The sequence below is a fragment of the Pedococcus sp. genome (assembly GCF_036000045.1).
Classification (GTDB): domain Bacteria; phylum Actinomycetota; class Actinomycetes; order Actinomycetales; family Dermatophilaceae; genus Pedococcus.
The window spans coordinates 1-19,178 of the sequence record NZ_DASYGF010000035.1; the positions used below are offsets into that span (position 1 = coordinate 1).

18 protein-coding genes and 1 pseudogene are annotated in these 19,178 nt (G+C 70.8%); 8 read left to right on the plus strand and 11 right to left on the minus strand.

The window, feature by feature from the left end; genetic code table 11:
* Positions 1 to 60 precede the first annotated feature (60 nt).
* The 3 genes from VGN50_RS06510 (at position 61) to VGN50_RS06520 (ending at position 3,378) form a co-directional block, all read left to right on the plus strand.
* On the plus strand, positions 61 to 1,500 hold the full coding sequence (locus tag VGN50_RS06510) for an aspartate aminotransferase family protein (protein ID WP_327443894.1): 1,440 nt from the start codon (positions 61 to 63) through the stop codon (positions 1,498 to 1,500).
* A 1-nt stretch (position 1,501) separates the two neighbouring features.
* Positions 1,502 to 2,875, plus strand: coding sequence for an FAD-binding oxidoreductase (locus VGN50_RS06515; RefSeq protein ID WP_327443895.1), 1,374 nt, complete (start codon positions 1,502 to 1,504; stop codon positions 2,873 to 2,875).
* A 113-nt stretch (positions 2,876 to 2,988) separates the two neighbouring features.
* A complete protein-coding gene (locus VGN50_RS06520; RefSeq protein ID WP_327443896.1) occupies positions 2,989 to 3,378 on the plus strand; it encodes a PPOX class F420-dependent oxidoreductase in 390 nt (129 codons plus the stop codon).
* Here VGN50_RS06520 and VGN50_RS06525 read toward each other — a convergent pair.
* On the minus strand, positions 3,338 to 4,372 hold the full coding sequence (locus VGN50_RS06525) for a phosphotransferase (RefSeq protein ID WP_327443897.1): 1,035 nt from the start codon (positions 4,370 to 4,372) through the stop codon (positions 3,338 to 3,340). The two genes, VGN50_RS06520 and VGN50_RS06525, sit on opposite strands and share 41 nt — an antisense overlap.
* A gap of 43 nt (positions 4,373 to 4,415) precedes the next feature.
* Here VGN50_RS06525 and VGN50_RS06530 point away from each other — a divergent pair, with 43 nt between their 5' ends.
* Together VGN50_RS06530 and VGN50_RS06535 are read left to right on the plus strand one after the other, a co-directional pair.
* Positions 4,416 to 5,567, plus strand: coding sequence for a Rossmann fold nucleotide-binding protein (locus tag VGN50_RS06530; RefSeq protein ID WP_327443898.1), 1,152 nt, complete (start codon positions 4,416 to 4,418; stop codon positions 5,565 to 5,567).
* Complete coding sequence (locus VGN50_RS06535; protein WP_327443899.1) at positions 5,554 to 6,081, plus strand: DUF1990 domain-containing protein; 528 nt, start codon at positions 5,554 to 5,556, stop codon at positions 6,079 to 6,081. The genes VGN50_RS06530 and VGN50_RS06535 overlap by 14 nt, the downstream gene beginning before the upstream one ends.
* Positions 6,082 to 6,085: 4 nt before the next feature.
* On the opposite strand, the gene purU is transcribed toward VGN50_RS06535, so the two are convergent.
* The 5 genes from purU to pyrH all read right to left on the minus strand — a co-directional run bounded on the left by purU (position 6,086) and on the right by pyrH (position 10,699).
* The gene (gene purU, locus VGN50_RS06540) at positions 6,086 to 6,955 is read right to left on the minus strand and encodes a formyltetrahydrofolate deformylase (RefSeq protein WP_327443900.1); all 870 of its coding nucleotides are present in this window, start codon (positions 6,953 to 6,955) and stop codon (positions 6,086 to 6,088) included.
* Positions 6,956 to 6,969: 14 nt separating this feature from the next.
* Positions 6,970 to 8,199 (minus strand): 23S rRNA (adenine(2503)-C(2))-methyltransferase RlmN, encoded by a 1,230-nt coding sequence (gene rlmN / locus VGN50_RS06545; protein WP_327443901.1) that lies wholly within the window; start codon positions 8,197 to 8,199, stop codon positions 6,970 to 6,972.
* 50 nt (positions 8,200 to 8,249) lie between these two features.
* Positions 8,250 to 9,227 carry a phosphatidate cytidylyltransferase gene (locus VGN50_RS06550; RefSeq protein ID WP_327443902.1) on the minus strand — a complete coding sequence of 326 codons (978 nt, stop codon included), beginning with the start codon at positions 9,225 to 9,227 and terminating at the stop codon, positions 8,250 to 8,252.
* Between the two features lie 64 nt (positions 9,228 to 9,291).
* Positions 9,292 to 9,849, minus strand: coding sequence for a ribosome recycling factor (gene frr / locus VGN50_RS06555; RefSeq protein ID WP_327443903.1), 558 nt, complete (start codon positions 9,847 to 9,849; stop codon positions 9,292 to 9,294).
* 55 nt (positions 9,850 to 9,904) lie between these two features.
* The gene (gene pyrH / locus VGN50_RS06560) at positions 9,905 to 10,699 is read right to left on the minus strand and encodes a UMP kinase (protein ID WP_414694569.1); all 795 of its coding nucleotides are present in this window, start codon (positions 10,697 to 10,699) and stop codon (positions 9,905 to 9,907) included.
* Positions 10,700 to 10,781: 82 nt separating this feature from the next.
* Here pyrH and VGN50_RS06565 point away from each other — a divergent pair, with 82 nt between their 5' ends.
* Positions 10,782 to 12,743 carry a M13 family metallopeptidase gene (locus VGN50_RS06565; RefSeq protein ID WP_327443905.1) on the plus strand — a complete coding sequence of 654 codons (1,962 nt, stop codon included), beginning with the start codon at positions 10,782 to 10,784 and terminating at the stop codon, positions 12,741 to 12,743.
* A gap of 111 nt (positions 12,744 to 12,854) precedes the next feature.
* Here the strand turns inward: VGN50_RS06565 and tsf are convergent, their stop codons facing one another.
* On the minus strand, positions 12,855 to 13,685 hold the full coding sequence (gene tsf, locus VGN50_RS06570) for a translation elongation factor Ts (RefSeq protein ID WP_327443906.1): 831 nt from the start codon (positions 13,683 to 13,685) through the stop codon (positions 12,855 to 12,857).
* Positions 13,686 to 13,716: 31 nt separating this feature from the next.
* Entirely contained in the window at positions 13,717 to 14,661 is a 945-nt protein-coding gene (gene rpsB, locus VGN50_RS06575) for a 30S ribosomal protein S2 (protein ID WP_327443907.1), read from the minus strand.
* Between the two features lie 316 nt (positions 14,662 to 14,977).
* On the opposite strand from rpsB, the gene VGN50_RS06580 reads away from it, so the two are divergent.
* Together VGN50_RS06580 and VGN50_RS06585 are read left to right on the plus strand one after the other, a co-directional pair.
* On the plus strand, positions 14,978 to 16,132 hold the full coding sequence (locus VGN50_RS06580) for a pyridoxal phosphate-dependent aminotransferase (protein ID WP_327443908.1): 1,155 nt from the start codon (positions 14,978 to 14,980) through the stop codon (positions 16,130 to 16,132).
* A 365-nt stretch (positions 16,133 to 16,497) separates the two neighbouring features.
* Positions 16,498 to 16,881 (plus strand): M23 family metallopeptidase, encoded by a 384-nt coding sequence (locus tag VGN50_RS06585; RefSeq protein ID WP_327443909.1) that lies wholly within the window; start codon positions 16,498 to 16,500, stop codon positions 16,879 to 16,881.
* Positions 16,882 to 16,935: 54 nt separating this feature from the next.
* On the opposite strand, the gene VGN50_RS06590 is transcribed toward VGN50_RS06585, so the two are convergent.
* The 3 genes and pseudogenes from VGN50_RS06590 to dprA all read right to left on the minus strand — a co-directional run.
* Positions 16,936 to 17,850, minus strand: a complete 915-nt coding sequence (locus tag VGN50_RS06590; protein WP_327443910.1) for a tyrosine-type recombinase/integrase — start codon at positions 17,848 to 17,850, stop codon at positions 16,936 to 16,938.
* Between the two features lie 108 nt (positions 17,851 to 17,958).
* Entirely contained in the window at positions 17,959 to 18,114 is a 156-nt protein-coding gene (locus VGN50_RS13170; RefSeq protein WP_414694570.1) for a hypothetical protein, read from the minus strand.
* A 132-nt stretch (positions 18,115 to 18,246) separates the two neighbouring features.
* Positions 18,247 to 19,080 (minus strand): annotated as a pseudogene (gene dprA / locus VGN50_RS06595) (DNA-processing protein DprA); the annotation flags it as partial.
* Positions 19,081 to 19,178: the final 98 nt, after the last annotated feature.

Sequence of the window (19,178 nt, forward strand, 5' to 3'; positions counted from 1 at the left end):
GACCACCGAGACGTTCGTCTATCTGAAACTCAACAAACAGCACTACAACTGGGGAACACGATGACCACAGAACCGTCGGCAGTCTTCGAGCCGTCCAGCGACACCCACACGCCCCAGGGCACGCTCATGAGCGACGCCGCCAGGGACCACCTGTGGGGCCACTTCACGCGGCACTCCGTCTTCGAGCCCAAGGACGCCGGTGGCAGCGGCGGCGCCTGGCCGATCATCACCCGCGGCGAGGGCCACAAGATCTGGGACGACCGCGGCAACGAGTACATCGACGGGCTGTCGGGCCTGTTCGTCGTCCAGGTCGGCCACGGCCGCGCCGAGCTCGCCGACGCCGCTGCCAAGCAGGCCAAGGAGCTGGCCTTCTTCCCCCTCTGGTCCTATGCCCACCCGCGGGCCATCGAGCTCGCCGAGCGGCTCGCGGCCGGCGCCCCGGGAGACCTCAACCGCGTCTTCTTCACCACCGGCGGCGGCGAGGCCGTGGAGACGGCCTGGAAGCTGGCCAAGCAGTACTACAAGCTCGTGGGCAAGCCCACCAAGCACAAGGTGATCAGCCGGTCGGTCGCCTACCACGGCACTCCGCAGGGAGCCCTGTCGATCACCGGCATACCGGCGGCCAAGGAGATGTTCGAGCCCCTCGTGCCGGGCGCCTTCAAGGTCCCCAACACCAACCACTACCGCGCGCCGGAGCACCTGCGCGACGACGAGAAGGCCTTCGGCCGCTGGGCCGCCGACCGGATCGCCGAGGCCATCGAGTTCGAGGGTCCGGACACCGTCGCGGCGGTGTTCCTCGAGCCGGTGCAGAACTCCGGCGGGTGCTTCCCGCCGCCCCCCGGCTACTTCGAGCGCGTCCGCGAGATCTGCGACGAGTACGACGTGCTGCTTGTCTCCGACGAGGTGATCTGTGCCTTCGGACGGATCGGCTCGATGTTCGCGTGCGACGACTTCAACTACGTGCCCGACATCATCACCTGCGCCAAGGGCATGACGTCGGGGTACTCCCCCATCGGCGCGATGATCGCCAGCGACCGGCTGTTCGAGCCGTTCCGCAAGGGGACGACCTACTTCCCGCACGGCTACACGTTCGGCGGCCACCCCGTGTCTGCCGCGGTGGCCATGGCCAACCTCGACATCTTCGAGCGCGAGGGCCTCAACGCCCACGTGAAGGAGAACGCGCCTCGCTTCCGCGCCACGCTCGAGAAGCTGCGCGACCTGCCGATCGTCGGTGACGTCCGTGGCGCCGGCTACTTCTACGGCATCGAGCTCGTCAAGGACAAGGACACCCGCGAGACGTTCAACGACGACGAGTGCGAGCGCCTGCTGCGCGGTTACCTGTCCAAGGCGCTGTTCGACGCCGGCCTCTACTGCCGCGCCGACGACCGGGGCGACCCGGTGATCCAGCTGGCGCCCCCGCTGATCGTCGGTCAGGCCGAGTTCGACGACATCGAGTCGCGACTGCGGTCCGTGCTCAAGGGCGCCGAGGCGCATCTCTGAGGTGAGCTCACCTCTGTGGTGGGAGGGCTCGGATGCCGGTGCGTCCGAGCCCTCCACCGTCCCCGGGCGTCCCGCCTCGGTCCCCCGCCAGGCCGACGTCGTCATCGTCGGGGGTGGCTTCACCGGGCTCTGGACGGCGCACTACCTGCTCCAGGCGGAGCCGTCCCTGGATGTCGTCGTGCTTGAGGCCGAGCACGTCGGCTTCGGGGCCAGCGGACGCAACGGCGGCTGGGTGTCGGCGCTGTGGCCCGTCGGTCCTGACACGCTCGCGCGACGCCATGGTCGCGCCGCCGCCGGCGCGATGGTGCGTGCGTTGCAGGACACGGTGGTCACGGTCGGCCGGGCCGCGGAGTCCGCAGGCATCGACTGCGGGTTCCATCGTGGCGGGATGGTGGCCCTGGCCCGTTCCGCGGCTCACGAGGCCAGAGCGCGGGCCGAGGTCGCCCATGCCCAGACGTGGGGCCTGGGCACGCAGTGGCTCTCGGACGCCGAGGCCCGCGAGCGGCTGGCGGCCAGCGCGGTGCACGGCGCGACGTTCAACCCGCACTGCGCCCGGGTGCACCCGCGGCGGCTCGTCGACGGGCTCGCCACCACCGTGCGGGGTCAGGGTGCCCAGGCGCTCGAGGGCGTGCGCGTCGACGCCATCGAGCCCGGACTCGTGCGCGTGGCGGGCGGCGGTGTGCTCCGCGCCCGCCACGTCCTCCGCGCCACGGAGGCGTGGACGTCCCAGCTGCCCGGTCTGCGGCGGGTCGTCGCGCCGGTCTACTCGCTCATGGTCGCGACCGAGCCGCTCACCGACCAGCAGTGGTCCGAGGTGGGCCTCTCGGACCGCGAGGTCTTCACCGACCACCGGCACGTGGTCATCTACGGACAACGCACGGTGGACGGCCGGCTGGCCTTCGGCGGCCGGGGCGCGCCCTACCACTTCGGGTCACGAATCCGTCGCGAGTTCGACCAGGACGCAGCGGTTTTCGCCGATCTCAGGGCCACCCTGAGGGACCTGCTCCCCCAGCTGGGTGACGTCCGGTTCACCCACGCCTGGGGCGGCCCGCTCGGCATCGCGCGCGACTGGCACCCGTCCGTGGGCCACGACCCGGCCACCGGCCTCGGGTGGGCCGGTGGCTATGTCGGGGACGGCGTGGCGGCGACCAACCTGGCCGGCCGGACCCTTGCCGACCTGGTGACAGGCCGGCATACCGCCATCACACAGCTGCCGTGGGTCGGTCACCGCAGCCGTCGCTGGGAGCCCGAGCCCGCCCGGTGGCTCGGCGTCAACGCCGGGCTGCGGCTCGCCCAGGCAGCCGACCGCGAGGAGGCTCGCACCGGCCGACCGGCCCAGCTCGGCCGCGTCCTGGCGGCTCTCACCGGACACTGAGGCACGAGGCACTGACGCACTGAGGCACAGGGCACTGAGGCACAGGGCACTGAGGCACGGGCACACCGGGACTGATGGTCGCGGCTGATGCCGTCCTCGGCCAGACTGTCCCCGTGGCTACCGCCCCCGACGACCTGTCCCGCGAGGCGCTCGACTTCCTCGTCGCCCGTCACCTCGCGACCCTGACCACCCTGCGCCCGGACGGGTCGCCGCACGTCGTCCCGGTGGGGTTCACCTGGGACCACGACGCGGGCACTGCCCGGGTGATCACGAGCCGCACCAGCCGCAAGGCCCGCAACGCCGCTGCCGGTACCCGTGCAGTCCTCTGTCAGGTGGACGGGCGCTACTGGCTGGCGCTGGAGGGCGCGGCCCGTGTGGTGGAGGACCCGCAGAGCGTGCGCGACGCCGAGCAGCGGTATGCCGCGCGGTACCGCGTGCCGCGAGCGAACCCCCAGCGGGTGGTCATCGAGATCGCGGTGGACCGGGTGCTCGGCAACCTCTAGGGACCTCGTCCCCCACGACCGGTGGAAGCGGCTCGTGGGCCAGGCGAAGGTAGTACGCCGGCGCGTCGCCCCACTCCTGCAGCTCGTCTGCCTGCGCACCCTCGATGGCGCCGAGCCAGGTGAACGAGCGGTTGACGGCATGCGTGACCATGGCGGCGGGCAGGAGCCGCTCCAGGTCCGCCCGCGAGACCACGTCCGACCACACCTCGGCATAGGCGTCCAGCACCTGGTTCCAGGGCAGCCGGGTCAGCCGCGTCACCCAGCGGTAGGGCACCGCGAGCACCTCCAGGGCATGCGCCCACTGAGCGTCACCGAAGTCGAAGAGCCGAAGGCCGCCGCCCACGGCGAAGACGTTGCCCGGGTGCAGGTCACCGTGCTGGAACGTGGCCGGCAGCGGCGCCGCCATCAGCTCCTCCACAGCCCGTTTCACCGCTCCTGAACCGGCACGCAAGGTGGCCGCCTCGGACGGGCCGAGGTGCGATGGATGCTCTGGGGGCAGCGCAGACAGCCGTTGCACCATGCTTTCGTGACGAGACTCGACGGTCTCCGGCGCACAGTCGGGCAGCCCGGCCGCAACCAGGGTCGGGCCGCTGCCGGCTACCCGCCGCTGAAGGGTGGCCGCCAGACGCACCACCGCTCGCCAGTCGTCGAGCGTCGGCTCGCGCTGGTCGCGCAGCGCCCACCCACGGTCGGCCGTGAGCAGCCACCCCCGGTCGCTGTCGAGCGCCAAGGGGGTGTCGACCTCGTCGGCGACCAGGAGCGAGAGCACCCGCTGCACCTCCGGCTCGAACGCCAGCGCCTCGCAGTTCGCCTTGAACCACACCGGCCCCCGGTCGGTGGGCACCACCAGCTGGGTGGACCACGGGCGGATGCGGCGTTGCTCGGGCACGCCGGTGAGACGATGGCCCGCCTCAGTCAGTCGAGCCTCCAGCCACACCTGCGCCTGTTGTCGCCATTCGGCGCTCGCCACGACCTGGCTGAACGGTCCCTCCATGCCGGGCAGCCTAGGCACTCCCTGGCCCGTCTAGAGTCTGGCCATGGATGCCGCCCGACGCAGCAGTGCCTCGAGCCGGCCCGTCACCGAGATCGAGAGCCTCAAGGACCTCGACAGCGCGCTGGCCTCCGGGAAGCCACTCACCGGGCTGCGCCTGCAGGACCTCGACCTCACGGCATACGAGACACCGCTGTTGAGGCGGACCGACGTCGAGGGGCTGGTCGTCCTCGGGGGACGGCTGCCGCCCGCGCTCGACGCCCACCTGCGCGCGCACCGGGCCCTGATCTTCCCCACCGATCCCGCGGCCCCCGTCGACCCCTACCGCGCGACGCTGTACTCCCCCGACGAGCTCTATGCCGGTCTGGCCCAGCATGGCTACGAGGCGACCCCGGACTTCCTCGCGTACCAATGGATGTTGGACGCTGCCGTGCACCGCGACGCCTTCGTCACACTGCTGCGCGCGATCCACGACGACTCCATGACGGACGCCTTGGACGAGCTCACCGAGGGGCGCCCCGTCGTGGGCGTCATGGGCGGGCATGACCTGGGCCGCGACACGAGTGGCTACGCCGCCGCGGCCCGTCTCGGCCACGCCCTGGCGAGCGCCGGGTTCGTGGTCGCGACAGGAGGTGGTCCTGGAGCCATGGAGGCCGCGAACCTCGGAGCACTGGCTGCCGACCCAGGCACCCTCGTCTCCGCGTTGGGCCGCCTGGCCACGGTGCCGACGTTCCGGCCCTCGGTGCGCGACTGGGCGATGCTCGCCTTCGATGTGCGCCGCGACCTGGTCCCGAGCAGCACGCCGCGCAGCATCGGTATCCCCACCTGGTTCTATGGCCACGAGCCACCGAACGTGTTCTGCGACGGTATCGGCAAGTACTTCTCCAACGCGATCCGTGAGGACGGGCTGCTGGCCCGCTCCACGGCCGGGCTCGTCGTGCTCGAGGGAGCTGCCGGCACGGTCCAGGAGATCTTCCAGGCGGTGACGCCCCTGTTCTACGCGGCCCCGGGCGCGCGGCTCGCCCCGCTCGTGCTGGTCGGACGGCGGCACTGGACCGTCACGGTCCCCGTGTGGCCTGCGGTGCAGGCGCTCGGTCGTCGGCGACCCTTCGGCCAGGTGGTGCAGCTCGTCGACACTGTGGAGGAGGCGACGACCATCGTCGTCGACGGACGGAGCGCCGTCGATGCGCCTGAGTGACCTTGCGACGTTGTCGCTCACCTACGAGCCGCAGGGTCAGACGCTCGAGGGGCCGATGCCGGGCGGCTTCCATCACCTCGAGCTCGAGCGCCGGCTCGGTCGTGGCGAGCTCGTGTATGCGCGGGCGACCCAGGCGGTCATGACCTATGCGCCCCAGCGGGGGATCGGCCTGCGCCCGCAGGCGACCGCACCGCGCGCCGCGGTGGGCGTCGACATCCTCAGCAGACTGGTCGTCCTGCCCGTGCCGTGCCGCGTGGTGTGGACCGCGGAGGAGCCCGGTCGCACGGGTTTCGGCTACGGCACGCTGGCCGGCCATGTCGAGAGCGGCGAGGAGGGGTTCCTGGTCGAGCGTCGTGGGGAGGACGTGTATGCCGTGGTGCGCGCATACAGCACCCCCGCCTGGACGCTCGCCCGCCTCGCCGGCCCGCTCTTGTGGCGGGGGCAGCAGCTGGCGGCACGCGGCTATCTCCGGGCGATGCAGCGCGCGGCCGACGGCCACGCTCACGCCGGCTGACGGGTCAGTCGAAGACGATGGTCCGCTGACCCCGCAGGACGACGCGGTGCTCGGCGTGCCAGCGCAGAGCACGGGCGAAGGCCATCGCCTCAAGCTCCTGACCGGCGGCGGCCAGCTCGGCCGGGCTCATCCGGTGGTCGACCCGACGGAAGTCCTGCTCGATGATCGGTCCCTCGTCGAGGTCGGCCGTCACGTAGTGCGCGGTCGCGCCGATGACCTTCACGCCGCGGTCGTGGGCCTGGGTATAGGGCTTGGCGCCCTTGAAGCTCGGCAGCAGGGAGTGGTGGATGTTGATGATCCGGCCGGGCAGCTCGGCACACAGACCGGCCGACAGGATCTGCATATAGCGGGCCAGCGCGATGGTGTCGGCGTCGTAGTGCCGGTACAGCCGCAGCAGCTCGGCCTCCGCTGCCGGCTTGGTCTCACTCGTCACGGGGACGTGGTGGAACGGCACCCGATGCCACTCGGCCAGCCCCCGGAAGTCCTCGTGGTTGGACACGATGGCCACGAGCTCGACGGGCAGCGCCCCGCTCTCCGCGCGGAACAGCAGGTCGTTGAGGCAGTGGCCCTGCTGGCTGACCATCACCAGCACCCGCCGGGGCTGGGACAGGTCGTTCGCGGCATACGTCATCGCGAAGCTCGCCACCACAGGAGCCATCGCCGCATCGAGGTCAGACACCGGCAGCGGGTCACCCTCACTCGCCAGATGCATCCGCAGGTGGAACTCCCCCGAGGTGACGTCCGCGAACTGCTGACTGTCGAGGATCGTCATCGACAGCTCGAGCATCACGCCGGACACAGCGTGCACGATGCCGCGCCGGTCCGGGCACGACACGGTCAGGACGAACTCGCGGCCGGCCCGCCTTGCGCTCATCGCACGCCGAAGCCTCAGGCCGTCGCCGCAGCGAGCTGGCCACAGGCGCCGTCGATGTCCTGGCCACGCGTGTCGCGGATCGTCGTGGGTATGCCGCGGGCCCGCAGCCGCTCGACGAACTGCTGTTCGACACCGGGGCGAGAGGCGGTCCACTTGGAGCCCGGCGTGGGGTTCAGCGGGATCGGGTTGACGTGCACCCAGCCCCGCCCCCGCGCCGCGAGCTTCTGGCCTAGCAGGTCGGCGCGCCAGGCCTGGTCGTTGATGTCGCGGATGAGGGCGTACTCGATGCTGACGCGGCGGCCGGTGGTCTCGTAGTAGCGGTAGGCGGCGTCCAGGGCCTCGTCGACCTTCCAGCGGGTGTTGATCGGGACGAGCTCGTCGCGCAGGGCGTCGTCGGGAGCGTGCAGAGACAGCGCGAGGGTGACGGGGATGCCCTCGGCGGCCAGCTTGTCGATCGCGGGCACCAGTCCCACGGTCGACATGGTGATGCCGCGAGCGGACATGCCGAGGCCGTCAGGGGCGGGGTCGGTGAGGCGGCGGATCGCCCCGACGGCCGCCTTGTAGTTGGCCAGGGCCTCGCCCATACCCATGAACACGACGTTGGAGACGCGCAGCGGCGCCTCGCTGTCCTCGTCGGTGCCACCCGCCAGCTCGCCCCGGCGCAGGAGGCGGGCGGCCGACACCACCTGCTCGACGATCTCGGCGGTGGACATGTTGCGGGTCAGCCCCGCCTGGCCGGTGGCGCAGAACGGGCAGTTCATGCCGCAGCCAGCCTGGCTGGAGATGCAGATCGTCACCCGCTTGGGGTAGCGCATGAGGACCGACTCCACGATCGCTCCGTCGTGCAGCCGCCAGGCAGACTTGATGGTCGCACCGTCGTCGGCGGTGCGCTGCACGAGCGGCGTCAGAAGCGTCGGCAGCAGGTCCGCGACGAGGTCATCGCGCACACCCTTGGGCAGGTCGGTCATGTCCTCGGGTGAGTCGACCAAGCGCTCGAAGTAGTGCGTCGAGAGCTGCTTGGCCCGAAAGCCCTGATGGCCCAGCGCCACCACGGCCTCCTTGCGCTCCGCGGGGGTCAGGTCGGCCAGGTGGCGTGGGGGCTTGCCGCGGCGGGGCGCGGTGAAGGTGAGCTGGCCGGGCCTGGGTGGAGCGGTGGGAGACTCGGTCGAGCCGGCGTCGCTCGTGGTGGTCGGCGTCGTGGTCGTGGTCGGCGTCGTCGTGGGTACCGGGAGGTCGGTGGTCATGGTGGACCCAGTGTCTCAGGTGAGCCGCCCTCAGACCCAACCACGCTGGCTCAGTGGGGCGGTGCGACGGCCGCGAGCACGGCCCAGGCGATCGGCGCCACGACCACCAGTGAGTCGAGCCGGTCCATCACGCCGCCGTGCCCCGGCAGGATGGTGCTCATGTCCTTGATGCCGAGGTCGCGCTTGATCGTCGACTCGGTGAGGTCACCCACGGTCGCAGCCACCGCGGCACAGGCACCGAGAGCGGCACCGCCCCACCACGGTCCGTGCACGAGCAGAGGGACGGCGACAGCTCCCCCGACCACGCAGGTGAACACCGAGCCGGCGAAGCCCTCCCAGGACTTCTTGGGGCTCACCGAGGGCGCCATCGGGTGCCTGCCGAACAGCACGCCGAACGCATAGCCGCCGACGTCGCTGAGCACCGTCACCAGGATGAAGGTGATGATCCGCCGGCCGCCATCCGAAGGCGCGAGCATCAAGGCAGCGAAGCCCGCCAGGAAGGACGGGTACACCGCGACGAAGAACCCGCCGGCGGTGTCGCGCACCGCATCCTGCACGCCGTCGGCGATGCGCCACAGCAGGATTCCGATGCACGTCAAACCCAACGTCAGGACCAGCGCCTGGCCTCCACCCCGATAGGCCGACACGATCATGCTCACGCTGCCGACCAGGCTGGGGACCAGCGGCACGTGGATGCCGACCTGGCCCAAACCCCGGCGCAGCTCCCAGACGCCGACCGCGATGGCGGCCACGACGATGACGAGCATCAGCTCCTTGCGCAGCAGCAGCGAGCCGATGATCACGATGCCGAGCCCGACCCCGACGCCGATGGCCGCGGGCAGGTTGCGCCCAGCGCGGGAGGCCCGCCGAGCCGGCTGCTCCGTGGCCCCGGAACCCGTGGGCTGGTCCGGCTGTCCCTGCCCCGGCTGTCCCCTCCCCGGCTGTCCCTGCCGGCCGCCAGAGGCGGTCCCCGACGACGCGTCGCGACGCGACTCGCGGCGCGCGCTGCGGGACTCAGGCAGGTTCATCGTGGGGCGTCTCTGGTGTCGGGGCTGTCGCGGTGTCGGCGCTCTGGTCTCTGGGCTGCGCGCCTCAGACCTCGAGGAGCTCGGCTTCTTTGCCCTTGAGCAGGTCGTCCACGGTGTCGACGTGCTTCTTGGTCATGGAGTCCAGCTCCTTCTCGCCGCGGGCGCCGTCGTCCTCGCCCACCTCGCCGTCCTTGACGAGGCGGTCGAGCTCGTCCTTGGCCTTGCGGCGGATGTTACGGATCGAGACCTTGGCGTCCTCGCCCTTCTGGCGGGCGATCTTGATGTAGTCCTTGCGGCGCTCCTCCGTCAGCTGCGGAAGCACGCACCGGATCACGTTGCCATCGTTGCTGGGGTTCACACCGAGGTCGGAGTCGCGCAGCGTCTTCTCGATCTCGTGCATAGCGGACTTGTCGAACGGGCTGATGAGGATGGTGCGCGCCTCGGGCGTCTGGAAGGACGCGAGCTGCTGCAGAGGCGTCGGCGCGCCGTAGTAGCTCACCATCAGCTTGTTGAACATGGCGGGAGTCGCGCGACCCGTGCGGATGCCGGCGAAGTCCTCCTTGGCGACCTCGACGGCCTTCTCCATCTTCTCCTCGGCCTCGAGGATGGTCTCTTCAATCATGTGGGGCTCCTTCGTGCATGCGGTGTCGGCGGACCAAGCGGGGGCGCGAGCGGGCTCAACCGGGGGTGACCAGCGTCCCGATCCTCTCACCGCGCAGTGCCCTGACCACGTTGCCTTCGCCTTCCATGCCGAAGACGACCATGGGGAGCTTGTTGTCCATGCACAGGCTGAACGCGGCCGCGTCGACCACCCGCAGCCCCTGCTGCAGGGCCTCGGCATAGCTGATCTCGTCGAGCTTGCGGGCGCTCGGGTTGGTGCGCGGGTCGGAGTCGTAGACCCCGTCGACGCCGTTCTTGCTCATCAGGACCGCATCGCACTTGATCTCCAGCGCGCGCTGCGCGGACACCGTGTCGGTGGAGAAGTACGGCATCCCGGCGCCGGCGCCGAAGATGACCACGCGCCCCTTCTCGAGGTGACGGATCGCGCGACGGGGGATGTAGGGCTCCGCGACCTGACCCATGGCGATAGCCGTCTGGACCCGCGTCTCGATGCCCTCCTTCTCGAGGAAGTCCTGCAGCGCGAGGCAGTTCATGACGGTGCCGAGCATGCCCATGTAGTCGGCCCGAGTGCGGTCCATGCCCTGCTGCTGCAGCTCGGCACCGCGGAAGAAGTTGCCACCCCCCACGACGACCGCGACCTCGATGCCCTCGCGGACCGAGGCGGCGATCTGCCGGGCGATGCCGCGAACGACATCGGGGGCCAGTCCCACCTTGCCCCCTCCGAACACCTCGCCGGAGAGCTTGAGAAGCACCCTGCGGTGCGGGCTGACGGTCTGCGGAGCGGGGGTCTGCTCGGCGGCAGCGGTCACGAGAGATCCTCCTGGGGTGGGTGTGCCCCGATCTTTCCACATCCGCGGGATCCCGCAGGTCTCGGTGGCGCCGTCAGCCCCTCGTGGCAAGGTGGGCCCACGCCCGAACGAAGGAGACACGAGCATGAGGACAGGCATCCTCCCCGGCCACCGCGACGACAGCGTCCGCCCTCAGGACGACCTGTTCGGCTTCGCCAACGGCAGATGGGTCCGCGAGACGCAGATCCCGGCCGACCGTGGGCGGTACGGCACGTTCGACATCCTGCGCGAGCAGTCCGACGAGCGCGTGCGCGCCATCATCGAGCGCGCAGCCGCCCAGAGCGACGCGCCGGCCGGCTCGCTCACGCGCAAGGTCGGCGACCTTTACCGATCGTTCATGGACGGGCAGCGGGTGGAGTCCCTCGGCCGGACGCCGATCGACCCCGACCTCGCGGCCATCGCGGCGGTGGGCGACGCCGAGGCGCTCTTCCAGCTCATGGGCCGCCTGCAACGACAGGGTATGCCGGGGGTGCTGGGCATGGGGGTGGCCCCGGACGCCAAGGCCCCGGACCAGTACGTGCTCTATGTGGGTCAGGGTGGCCTGGGCATGCCCGACGAGTCGTACTACCGGGAGGAGCGGCACGCGCAGGTGCGTGCGGCATACCTCCCGCATGTGGCCCGGATGCTGCAGCTGGGCGGACTGGGCCACGGTGAGGTGGACGACGGCTCTCCGGCGCACCGTGTCCTGGCGCTGGAGACGAGACTCGCCGCTCACCACTGGGACAACGTCGCCACCCGTGACGCCGTCAAGAGCTACAACCCCTTCACCTGGGCCGAGCTGCAGTCCACGGCGCCCCACGTTCCGTGGGCTGCCTACGTCGAGGGTCTCGGGGCACGCAAGGCCTTCGACCACGTCGTGGTGGGCCAGCCCGGCTTCCTGACCGGGCTGTCCGACGCGGTGGACGAGGTGGCCCTGGCCGACTGGCAGGCATGGCTGGTCTTCCACCTGGTCGAGTCCAGCGCCCCCCTGCTGAGCTCCGAGCTCGTGGAGGCCGAGTTCGCCTTCTCGGGGCGGGTGGTCTCCGGGCTGCCCGAGAACCGCGAGCGCTGGAAGCGCGGCGTCACACTGGTCGAGGGCGCCATCGGCGAGGCCGTGGGTCAGCTCTACGCCGAGGAGCACTTCCCACCAGAGGCCAAGGAGCGGATGCTCGAGCTGGTCGGCAACCTCGTCGAGGCGTTCCGGCGCTCGTTCGAGTCGCTGGACTGGATGGGCCCGCAGACTCGCAGCCAGGCGCTCGAGAAGCTGGCGTCCTTCACCCCCAAGGTCGGCTACCCCGACCGGTGGCGCGACTACTCGAGCCTCACCATCGACGACGACCTCGTGGCGAGCGTGCGTCGGGCCAACGAGTTCGAGCTCGACCGGCAGCTGGGCCAGCTCGGGGGCCCGATCGACCGCGACGAGTGGATGATGCTGCCCCAGACGGTCAACGCCTACTACCACCCGCTGCTCAACGAGATCGTCTTTCCCGCGGGCATCCTGCAGCCACCGTTCTTCGACCTCGAGGCCGACGACGCGGTCAACTACGGCGGCATCGGAGCCGTCATCGGGCACGAGATCGGTCACGGGTTCGACGACCAAGGCTCGCGCTACGACGCCAAGGGCGCCTTGCGGGACTGGTGGACCCCGCAGGACCGGGAGCGCTTCGACGAGCGCACCCGAGCGTTGGTGGCCCAGTTCAGCGAGCTCTCACCCCTGGCTGCACCGGACGGCCGGGTCAACGGTGCGCTGACCGTGGGGGAGAACATCGGCGACCTCGGCGGCCTGGCCATCGGCTACGCGGCATACCGCATCGCCACCCAGGGCCAGGAGCCTCCTGTGCTCGAGGGATTCACCGGTGCCCAGCGGTTCTTCCTGGGCTGGGCCCAGGTATGGGCAGGCAAGGCGCGCCCCGAGGAGGCCCGCAGGCTGCTCGCCTTGGACCCGCACTCGCCGACCGAGGTCCGGGCCAACGCCGTCCGCAACTGCGACGAGTTCCACGAGGCGTTCGGGGTGCGTGAGGGTGACGGTATGTGGCTGGCCCCGGACCAGCGCGTCCACATCTTCTGAGTCGCAGCATTTCTGGGGCCCGGCCGACTTCTGAGCCACGGCGAGGGCCACCACCTACACAGCAGGCCCGCCCCTCGAGAGGGGCGGGCCTGCTGTGGACTACTGCTGAGGTCAGCTGCCGACGCGGAAGCGCGCGAAGGACGTCACCTTCGCACCGGCCTCGTCGAGCACCTTGGTGACCGTCTTCTTGGCGTCCTTGGCGAACGGCTGCTCGAGCAGGACGTTCTCCTTGAAGTAGCCGTTGACGCGGCCCTCGACGATCTTGGGGAGGGCAGCCTCGGGCTTGCCCTCCTCCTTGGCGGTGGCCTCGGCGACGCGACGCTCGTTCTCGACAGTCTCGGCGTCGACCTCGTCACGGCTCAGCACGGTCGGGGCAAAGGCGGCGATGTGCATGGCGACATCGCGGACGACCGTCTCGTCACCGGCCTCGGCACCCACCAGCACACCGATCTGCGCAGGCAGGTCGGGGCTGGTCTTGTGCAAGTACGAGGAGACGACCGGCGCCTCGACGCGGGCGACCCGCTTGACCTCGATCTTCTCGCCGATGGTGGCGTTGGCCTCGTCGAGCAGCTCCTGGACGGTGCGACCGTCCCCGAGGGTGCTCTTCAGCAGCGCGTCAGCGTCGGCCGCACCCGAGGTGACGGCCTGCGCGAGGACCTGGTCGGCCAGCGCGATGAACTTCTCGCCCTTGGCCACGAAGTCGGTCTCGCACAGCACCTCGACGAGCGTGCCCACGCCGCTCTCGGCCTTGGCGGTGACCAGGCCGTTGGAGGTCGTGCGACCCTCACGCTTGGTGACGCCCTTGAGTCCCTTGACCCGCAGGATCTCGGTGGCCTTGGTGCGGTCGCCGTCAGCCTCGTCGAGGGCCTTCTTGACGTCGAGCATGCCCGCGCCGGTGGACTCGCGCAGGGCCTTGATGTCAGCGGCGGTGTAGTTCGCCATATGTCTCTCTCAGTTCCTTCGGTTCGAGGTCTCAGGCGTTGGCGTCGGTCGAAGCCTCGGCGGCGGGCGTCTCAGCGGTCTCGGCCGCAGGCGTCTCGGCCGGGGTCTCGGCCACGGGCTCAGCAGCGGCCTCAGGCGCGTCGGCGGCAGCGGTCTCGCCGGCCTCCGGAGCAGCAGCCTCGGCTGCCTTGGCGGCGTCGCCGCCGAGCAGCTCGCGCTCCCACTCGGCGAGCGGCTCGTCGCCCGCGACGTTGCCCTCACCCTCGGTCTGCGACTTGCCACCGGAGCTGCGGGCGATGAGGCCCTCGGCCACGGCGTCGGCGATCACGCGGGTCAGCAGGGTGACGGAGCGGATCGCGTCGTCGTTGCCGGGGATCTTGTAGTCGACCTCGTCGGGGTCGCAGTTGGTGTCGAGGATCGCGATGACCGGCAGCCCGAGCTTGCGTGCCTCGTCGACCGCGAGGTGCTCCTTCTTGGTGTCGACGATCCACACGGCCGAGGGCACCTTGCCCATGTCGCGGATGCCGCCGAGGGTCTTCTCGAGCTTGTCCTTCTCGCGCTTGAGGATGAGGAGCTCCTTCTTCGTGCGGCCCGAACCGGCCACGTCGTCGAAGTCGATCTCCTCGAGCTCCTTGAGGCGCGTGAGGCGCTTGGAGATCGTGTTGAAGTTGGTGAGCATGCCACCGAGCCAGCGGTGGTTGACGTACGGCATGCCGACGCGGGTCGCCTGCTCGGCGATGGGCTCCTGCGCCTGCTTCTTCGTGCCGACGAACAGGATGGAGCCACCGTGGGCGACGGTCTCCTTGACGAACTCGAACGCGTTGTTGATGTACGTCAGCGACTGCTGCAGGTCGATGATGTAGATGCCGTTGCGCTCGGTCATGATGAAGCGCTTCATCTTGGGGTTCCAGCGACGGGTCTGGTGCCCGAAGTGGACGCCGCTCTCGAGGAGCTGGCGCATGGTAACGACGGCCATGCCGTGTCTCCTTGTGCTTGTCAGTTTCGTCGGTATGCCGCGTACGTGCGGCTACCTGCCTGGCGCCTGCTACGCACCCCACCGGCACGGTCACCGGACTGCCAGGGTGCGCCCCGGGTTCGGAGGATGCCTCGTCACCCGGCGAGAAGACGCGCGAATTAGGTCAGCGCATGCGAGCACACGTCGACCGCCCTCCATCGTACGGGCTCGCGTGGGGTTGGTGAAATCGGGAGTACGCGCCGGCCGCTGACGGCGCCAGGCCCGGCCGGCGGGCGGCATACCAGCGCGGCGTCGGGACGACGGATAGCCTGCGGCGATGGGCTCTCCCCTCGTGCACCGCATGGCCGGCTATGGCAGCACCATCTTCGCGGAGATGACGGCCCTGGCGACCGAGCACGGGGCGGTCAACCTCGGGCAGGGCTTTCCCGACACCGACGGGCCCCGCGAGATGCTGGATGCGGCCAAGAAGGCCATCGACGAGGGCCGCAACCAGTACCCGCCCGGTCCCGGGGTGCCCGAGCTGCTCGACGCGATCGCCGCCCACCAGTCCCGCTTCTACGGGATCGAGCTCGACCCACGCTCCCAGGTGCTGGTCACGGTAGGCGCCACCGAAGCCATCGCAGCCACCATCCTCGCGCTCTGCGAGCCCGGCGACGAGGTCGTCACCTTCGAGCCCTACTACGACTCCTATGCCGCCTCGATCGCCTTGGCCGGCGCGGTGCGACGCACGTCGGTGCTGAGGTTCCCGGACTTCGGCCTCGACGCGGACAGCCTGCGAGCCGCCTTCTCCTCCAAGACCCGGCTGGTGCTGCTCAACACCCCTCACAACCCCACCGGCAAGGTGTTCAGCCGGGCCGAGCTTGACGTGATCTGCTCTCTGGCGAGGGAGTTCGACGCGTGGGTGGTCACCGACGAGGTCTACGAGCACCTCGTGTTCGCCGGCTCCGCCCATGTCCCGGTCGCTGCGCTGCCGGGCATGGCGGAGCGCACCCTGACGATCTCCTCGGCCGGCAAGACGTTCTCTGCCACGGGCTGGAAAGTGGGCTGGGTGAGCGGCCCGGCCGAGGCTGTGGCTGCGGTGCGAGCCGTCAAGCAGTTCCTCACCTTCGTCGGCTCGGGGCCCTTCCAGCCTGCCGTCGCCGTCGCCCTGGGCCTCGGCGACGAGACGTATGCCGGATTCTCGGCATCCCTGCAGGCCAAACGCGACCTGCTCGTGGCGGGGCTGCGCTCGGCCGGCTTGGAGGTGGCGGTCTCGCAGGGGACGTATTTCGTCGTGGCGGACGCCGCCCCCCTGGGCGCCGTGGACGCGTTGGAGTTCTGCCGTGATCTTCCGCGTCGTGTGGGGGTCGTCGGGGTCCCGGTGTCGGTCTTCCACGACGACCCCGAAGCGGCCCGAACGCTGGTGCGGTTCGCCTTTTGCAAGCGGGACGAGGTGCTGCACGAGGCAGTTCGCCGGCTGACCCGGCACTAGGCCCACTGATGGCCGGGACCGGCGCCCCCGTGATGGCACCCGGTTGTCCACCCACGCTCGCGGACCGGGCCCCGTGTCCACAGAGGCACTGACCATCCGGCGCCGGGCGAGCCGGATGACGGCACCGTAGAACGGTGACCACGCTCCCCGCTCTGCTCATGCCGTGGGCCGCGTTCGCCGTGGCGCTGACCAGCCTGTCGCCCGCGCTTCCCCCTCCTGCGAGCGCCGGCACGCCCACACCCGCAGTTGCTCCCGCCGCCACTGCGGCGCCCTCTATCCATGGGCAGACAGCTGGCGGACCGGCAACCACCCAGGCCCGGCCAGCGTCAGGGCCGTGGTCGTGGCCGCTCGCACCCCTACCTCCCGTGGTCCGTCCGTTCGCTCGCCCGAGCAGCGAATACGGCCGGGGACACCGCGGCGTCGACCTCGGCGGTCAGGCGAGCGAGGACGTGAGGGCCGTCGACGCGGGGACCGTGAGCCACGTCGGCGTGATCGCAGGCCGCGGCACGGTGACGGTGCTCCACCCCTCCGGCGTCAGCTCGACCTACGAGCCCGTCTCAGCCGATGTCACAGTCGGACAGGTGGTGGCGCGCGGTGAGCGGCTCGGGGCACTGGACGGCGCGGGCTCTCACTGCGCCCCGCGAGTGTGTCTTCACCTCGGCGCCGTGCGCGACCGGACCTACCTGGACCCGATGGCGCTTCTCGGCGCCCGCCCGGTGCGCCTGCTCCCGCTGCAGCCCGTCCCCTAGGGCCGCAGTCCGCGGACCCGGCGTCGCAGACCCGCAGTCCGGACCACCCGGGTCTCAAGCCCGGGGATGCGCCTGCCGGTAGGACTGCCGGAGCCGGTCGACCGAAACGTGGGTGTATATCTGAGTCGTGGCCAGGCTGGCGTGGCCCAACAGCTCCTGGACGAGGCGCAGATCCGCACCGCCCTCGAGCAGATGGGTGGCTGCACTGTGTCGGAGCCCGTGCGGCGAGAGGTCAGGGGCGTCAGGGACGTGGCGCAGGAGTGCGTGCAAGGCAGACCGGATCTGGCGAGCATCCGCGCGCCGGCCTCGCCGACCGAGCAGCAGTGCGGGCCCGCTGTCCGCCTTGACGACCTGCGGGCGTCCCAGCGACAGCCACGCCACGAGCGCTTCCCGCGCGGGGGCGCCGAAGGGCACCGTTCTCTCCTTGCCGCCCTTGCCCATCACCCGCACGAGCCCCGCGTCGAGGTTGACGTCGTCCAGGTCGAGGCCCGTCAGCTCGCCGACTCGGATACCGCTCGCATAGAGCAGCTCCAGGGCCGCGTGGTCCCGCAGGTGCATGGCGTCCTGGTCGTCGCTGGCCACCGCGGCCACCTCGAGCAGGGCGCTGGCGTCGGACTGGCGCAGCACCGCGGGGAGGTGTCCGTCGCGTTGGGGAGCAGCCAGGCGCAGGGAGGGGTCCGCGGCGATCCGCCCGGTGCGGGTCGCCCAGCCGAGGAAGGTCCGGACGGCCGCGCTCCGGCGGGCGATGGTCGACCGAGCCGCCCCGGCCTGCGACTGCGCCGCGAGCCATGACCGGAGATCCGCCAGACGAATCTCCTCCAGCCGAGTCACGCCGCACTCCGCCTCCAGGAACGCGCCGAGGTTGCGGATGTCCCCCAGGTACGCGCGAGTGGTGTGCTCGGATCGACCCCGCTCGCTGCGCAGATGGCGCTCGAAGGCGAGGGCCGCATCGGTGATGGGCGAACTCACCTCGCCACTGTCGCTCTCCGCAGGTCTCACAGGTGTCACCGTCGCGCAGGGGCTCAGGTGGCACAAGCCGCCACCCCGCATACCCGCCACCTCGCGCTCACATGGAACCTAGCGACGGCGGCTCCCGGTGGCCTTGGACCACCCCTCACCCGGTATGCGGCGCGCCAACCCGGAGAGCTCGAGCACCCCCAACGCCGCGATCACCTCGTCGGGACTCTGGCCACAGCGCCGGGCGAGGTCCTCGACGGCGACCGCCTTGCGCACCGGCAATGCCGCGTGCACGGCCCTGTGCGCATCCTCGTGCTCGTCACCGGCGCGCACGACGCCGCGCTTGACCGGAGCGAGCTCACCGAGAGGTCCGACCAGCTCGGCCACCTCGGCGGCATCGGTCACCAGCATGGCCGCACCGTCACGGATGAGCTGGTGGCAGCCAGCAGAGACCGGCGACTCGACCGAACCGGGTAGGGCGCCGACCGAGCGATGGTAGCCGCTGGCTGTGCGTGCGGTGTTGAGCGAACCGGACCGCAGCCCCGCCTCGACGACCACCGTCCCCTGGCTCACGGTGGCGATGAGACGGTTGCGGGAGATGAACCGGACGGCGGTCGGCGCGGAGCCGGGCGGCACCTCAGTCGCCACCACACCGTCGCGCCACAGCCGGGTGAACAGGTCGTCATGACCGCGTGGATAGGGCCGGTCGATCCCGCCGGCGGTGAAGGCGACGGTGCTGCCCTCGGCGACGAGCGCACCTCTGTGCGCGGCTCCGTCGATTCCATAGGCCGCTCCGGAGACCACCGCGAACCGCCGGTCCACCAGCCCAGCGGCGATCTCGGCCGCCTGGCGAAGGCCGTACTGGGTCGCCGCCCGTGCGCCGACGACGGAGACGCTGCGCTCACACTCGGAGGCCAGCTCGAGCGGGCCGCGGACCCACAGGCATAACGGCGGGTCGACGAGCGAGGCGAACCCCGCCGGCCACTCGTCGTCCCCGGGAACCACGATGCGCGCGCCGAGCGTGCGGGCGATCTCGACGTCACGGGCCACGTCGAGGGTCTCGAGCCGGGGCGCCACCCGCTGACCCAGACGGTCCTCCGGCTGGACCGCCTGCAAGGCCTCCTCGGCCCCCAGACGCTCGATGAGCTCGAGGGCCTGCTTGTCTCGTGGCTCCACCAGCCGGGCCCACGCCACTCGAGCCGCGCGCTCCCCGGGCGGCACGTCGATCCGGAGGGCCCTCACGCCGCCGCCGCTTCCTGCTGACGCAGCGTCAGCGCGAGCCCCAGGTCACCTCGGGTGGGCACAGGCCGACCGGCGAGATCGGCGACCGTCCAGCCAAC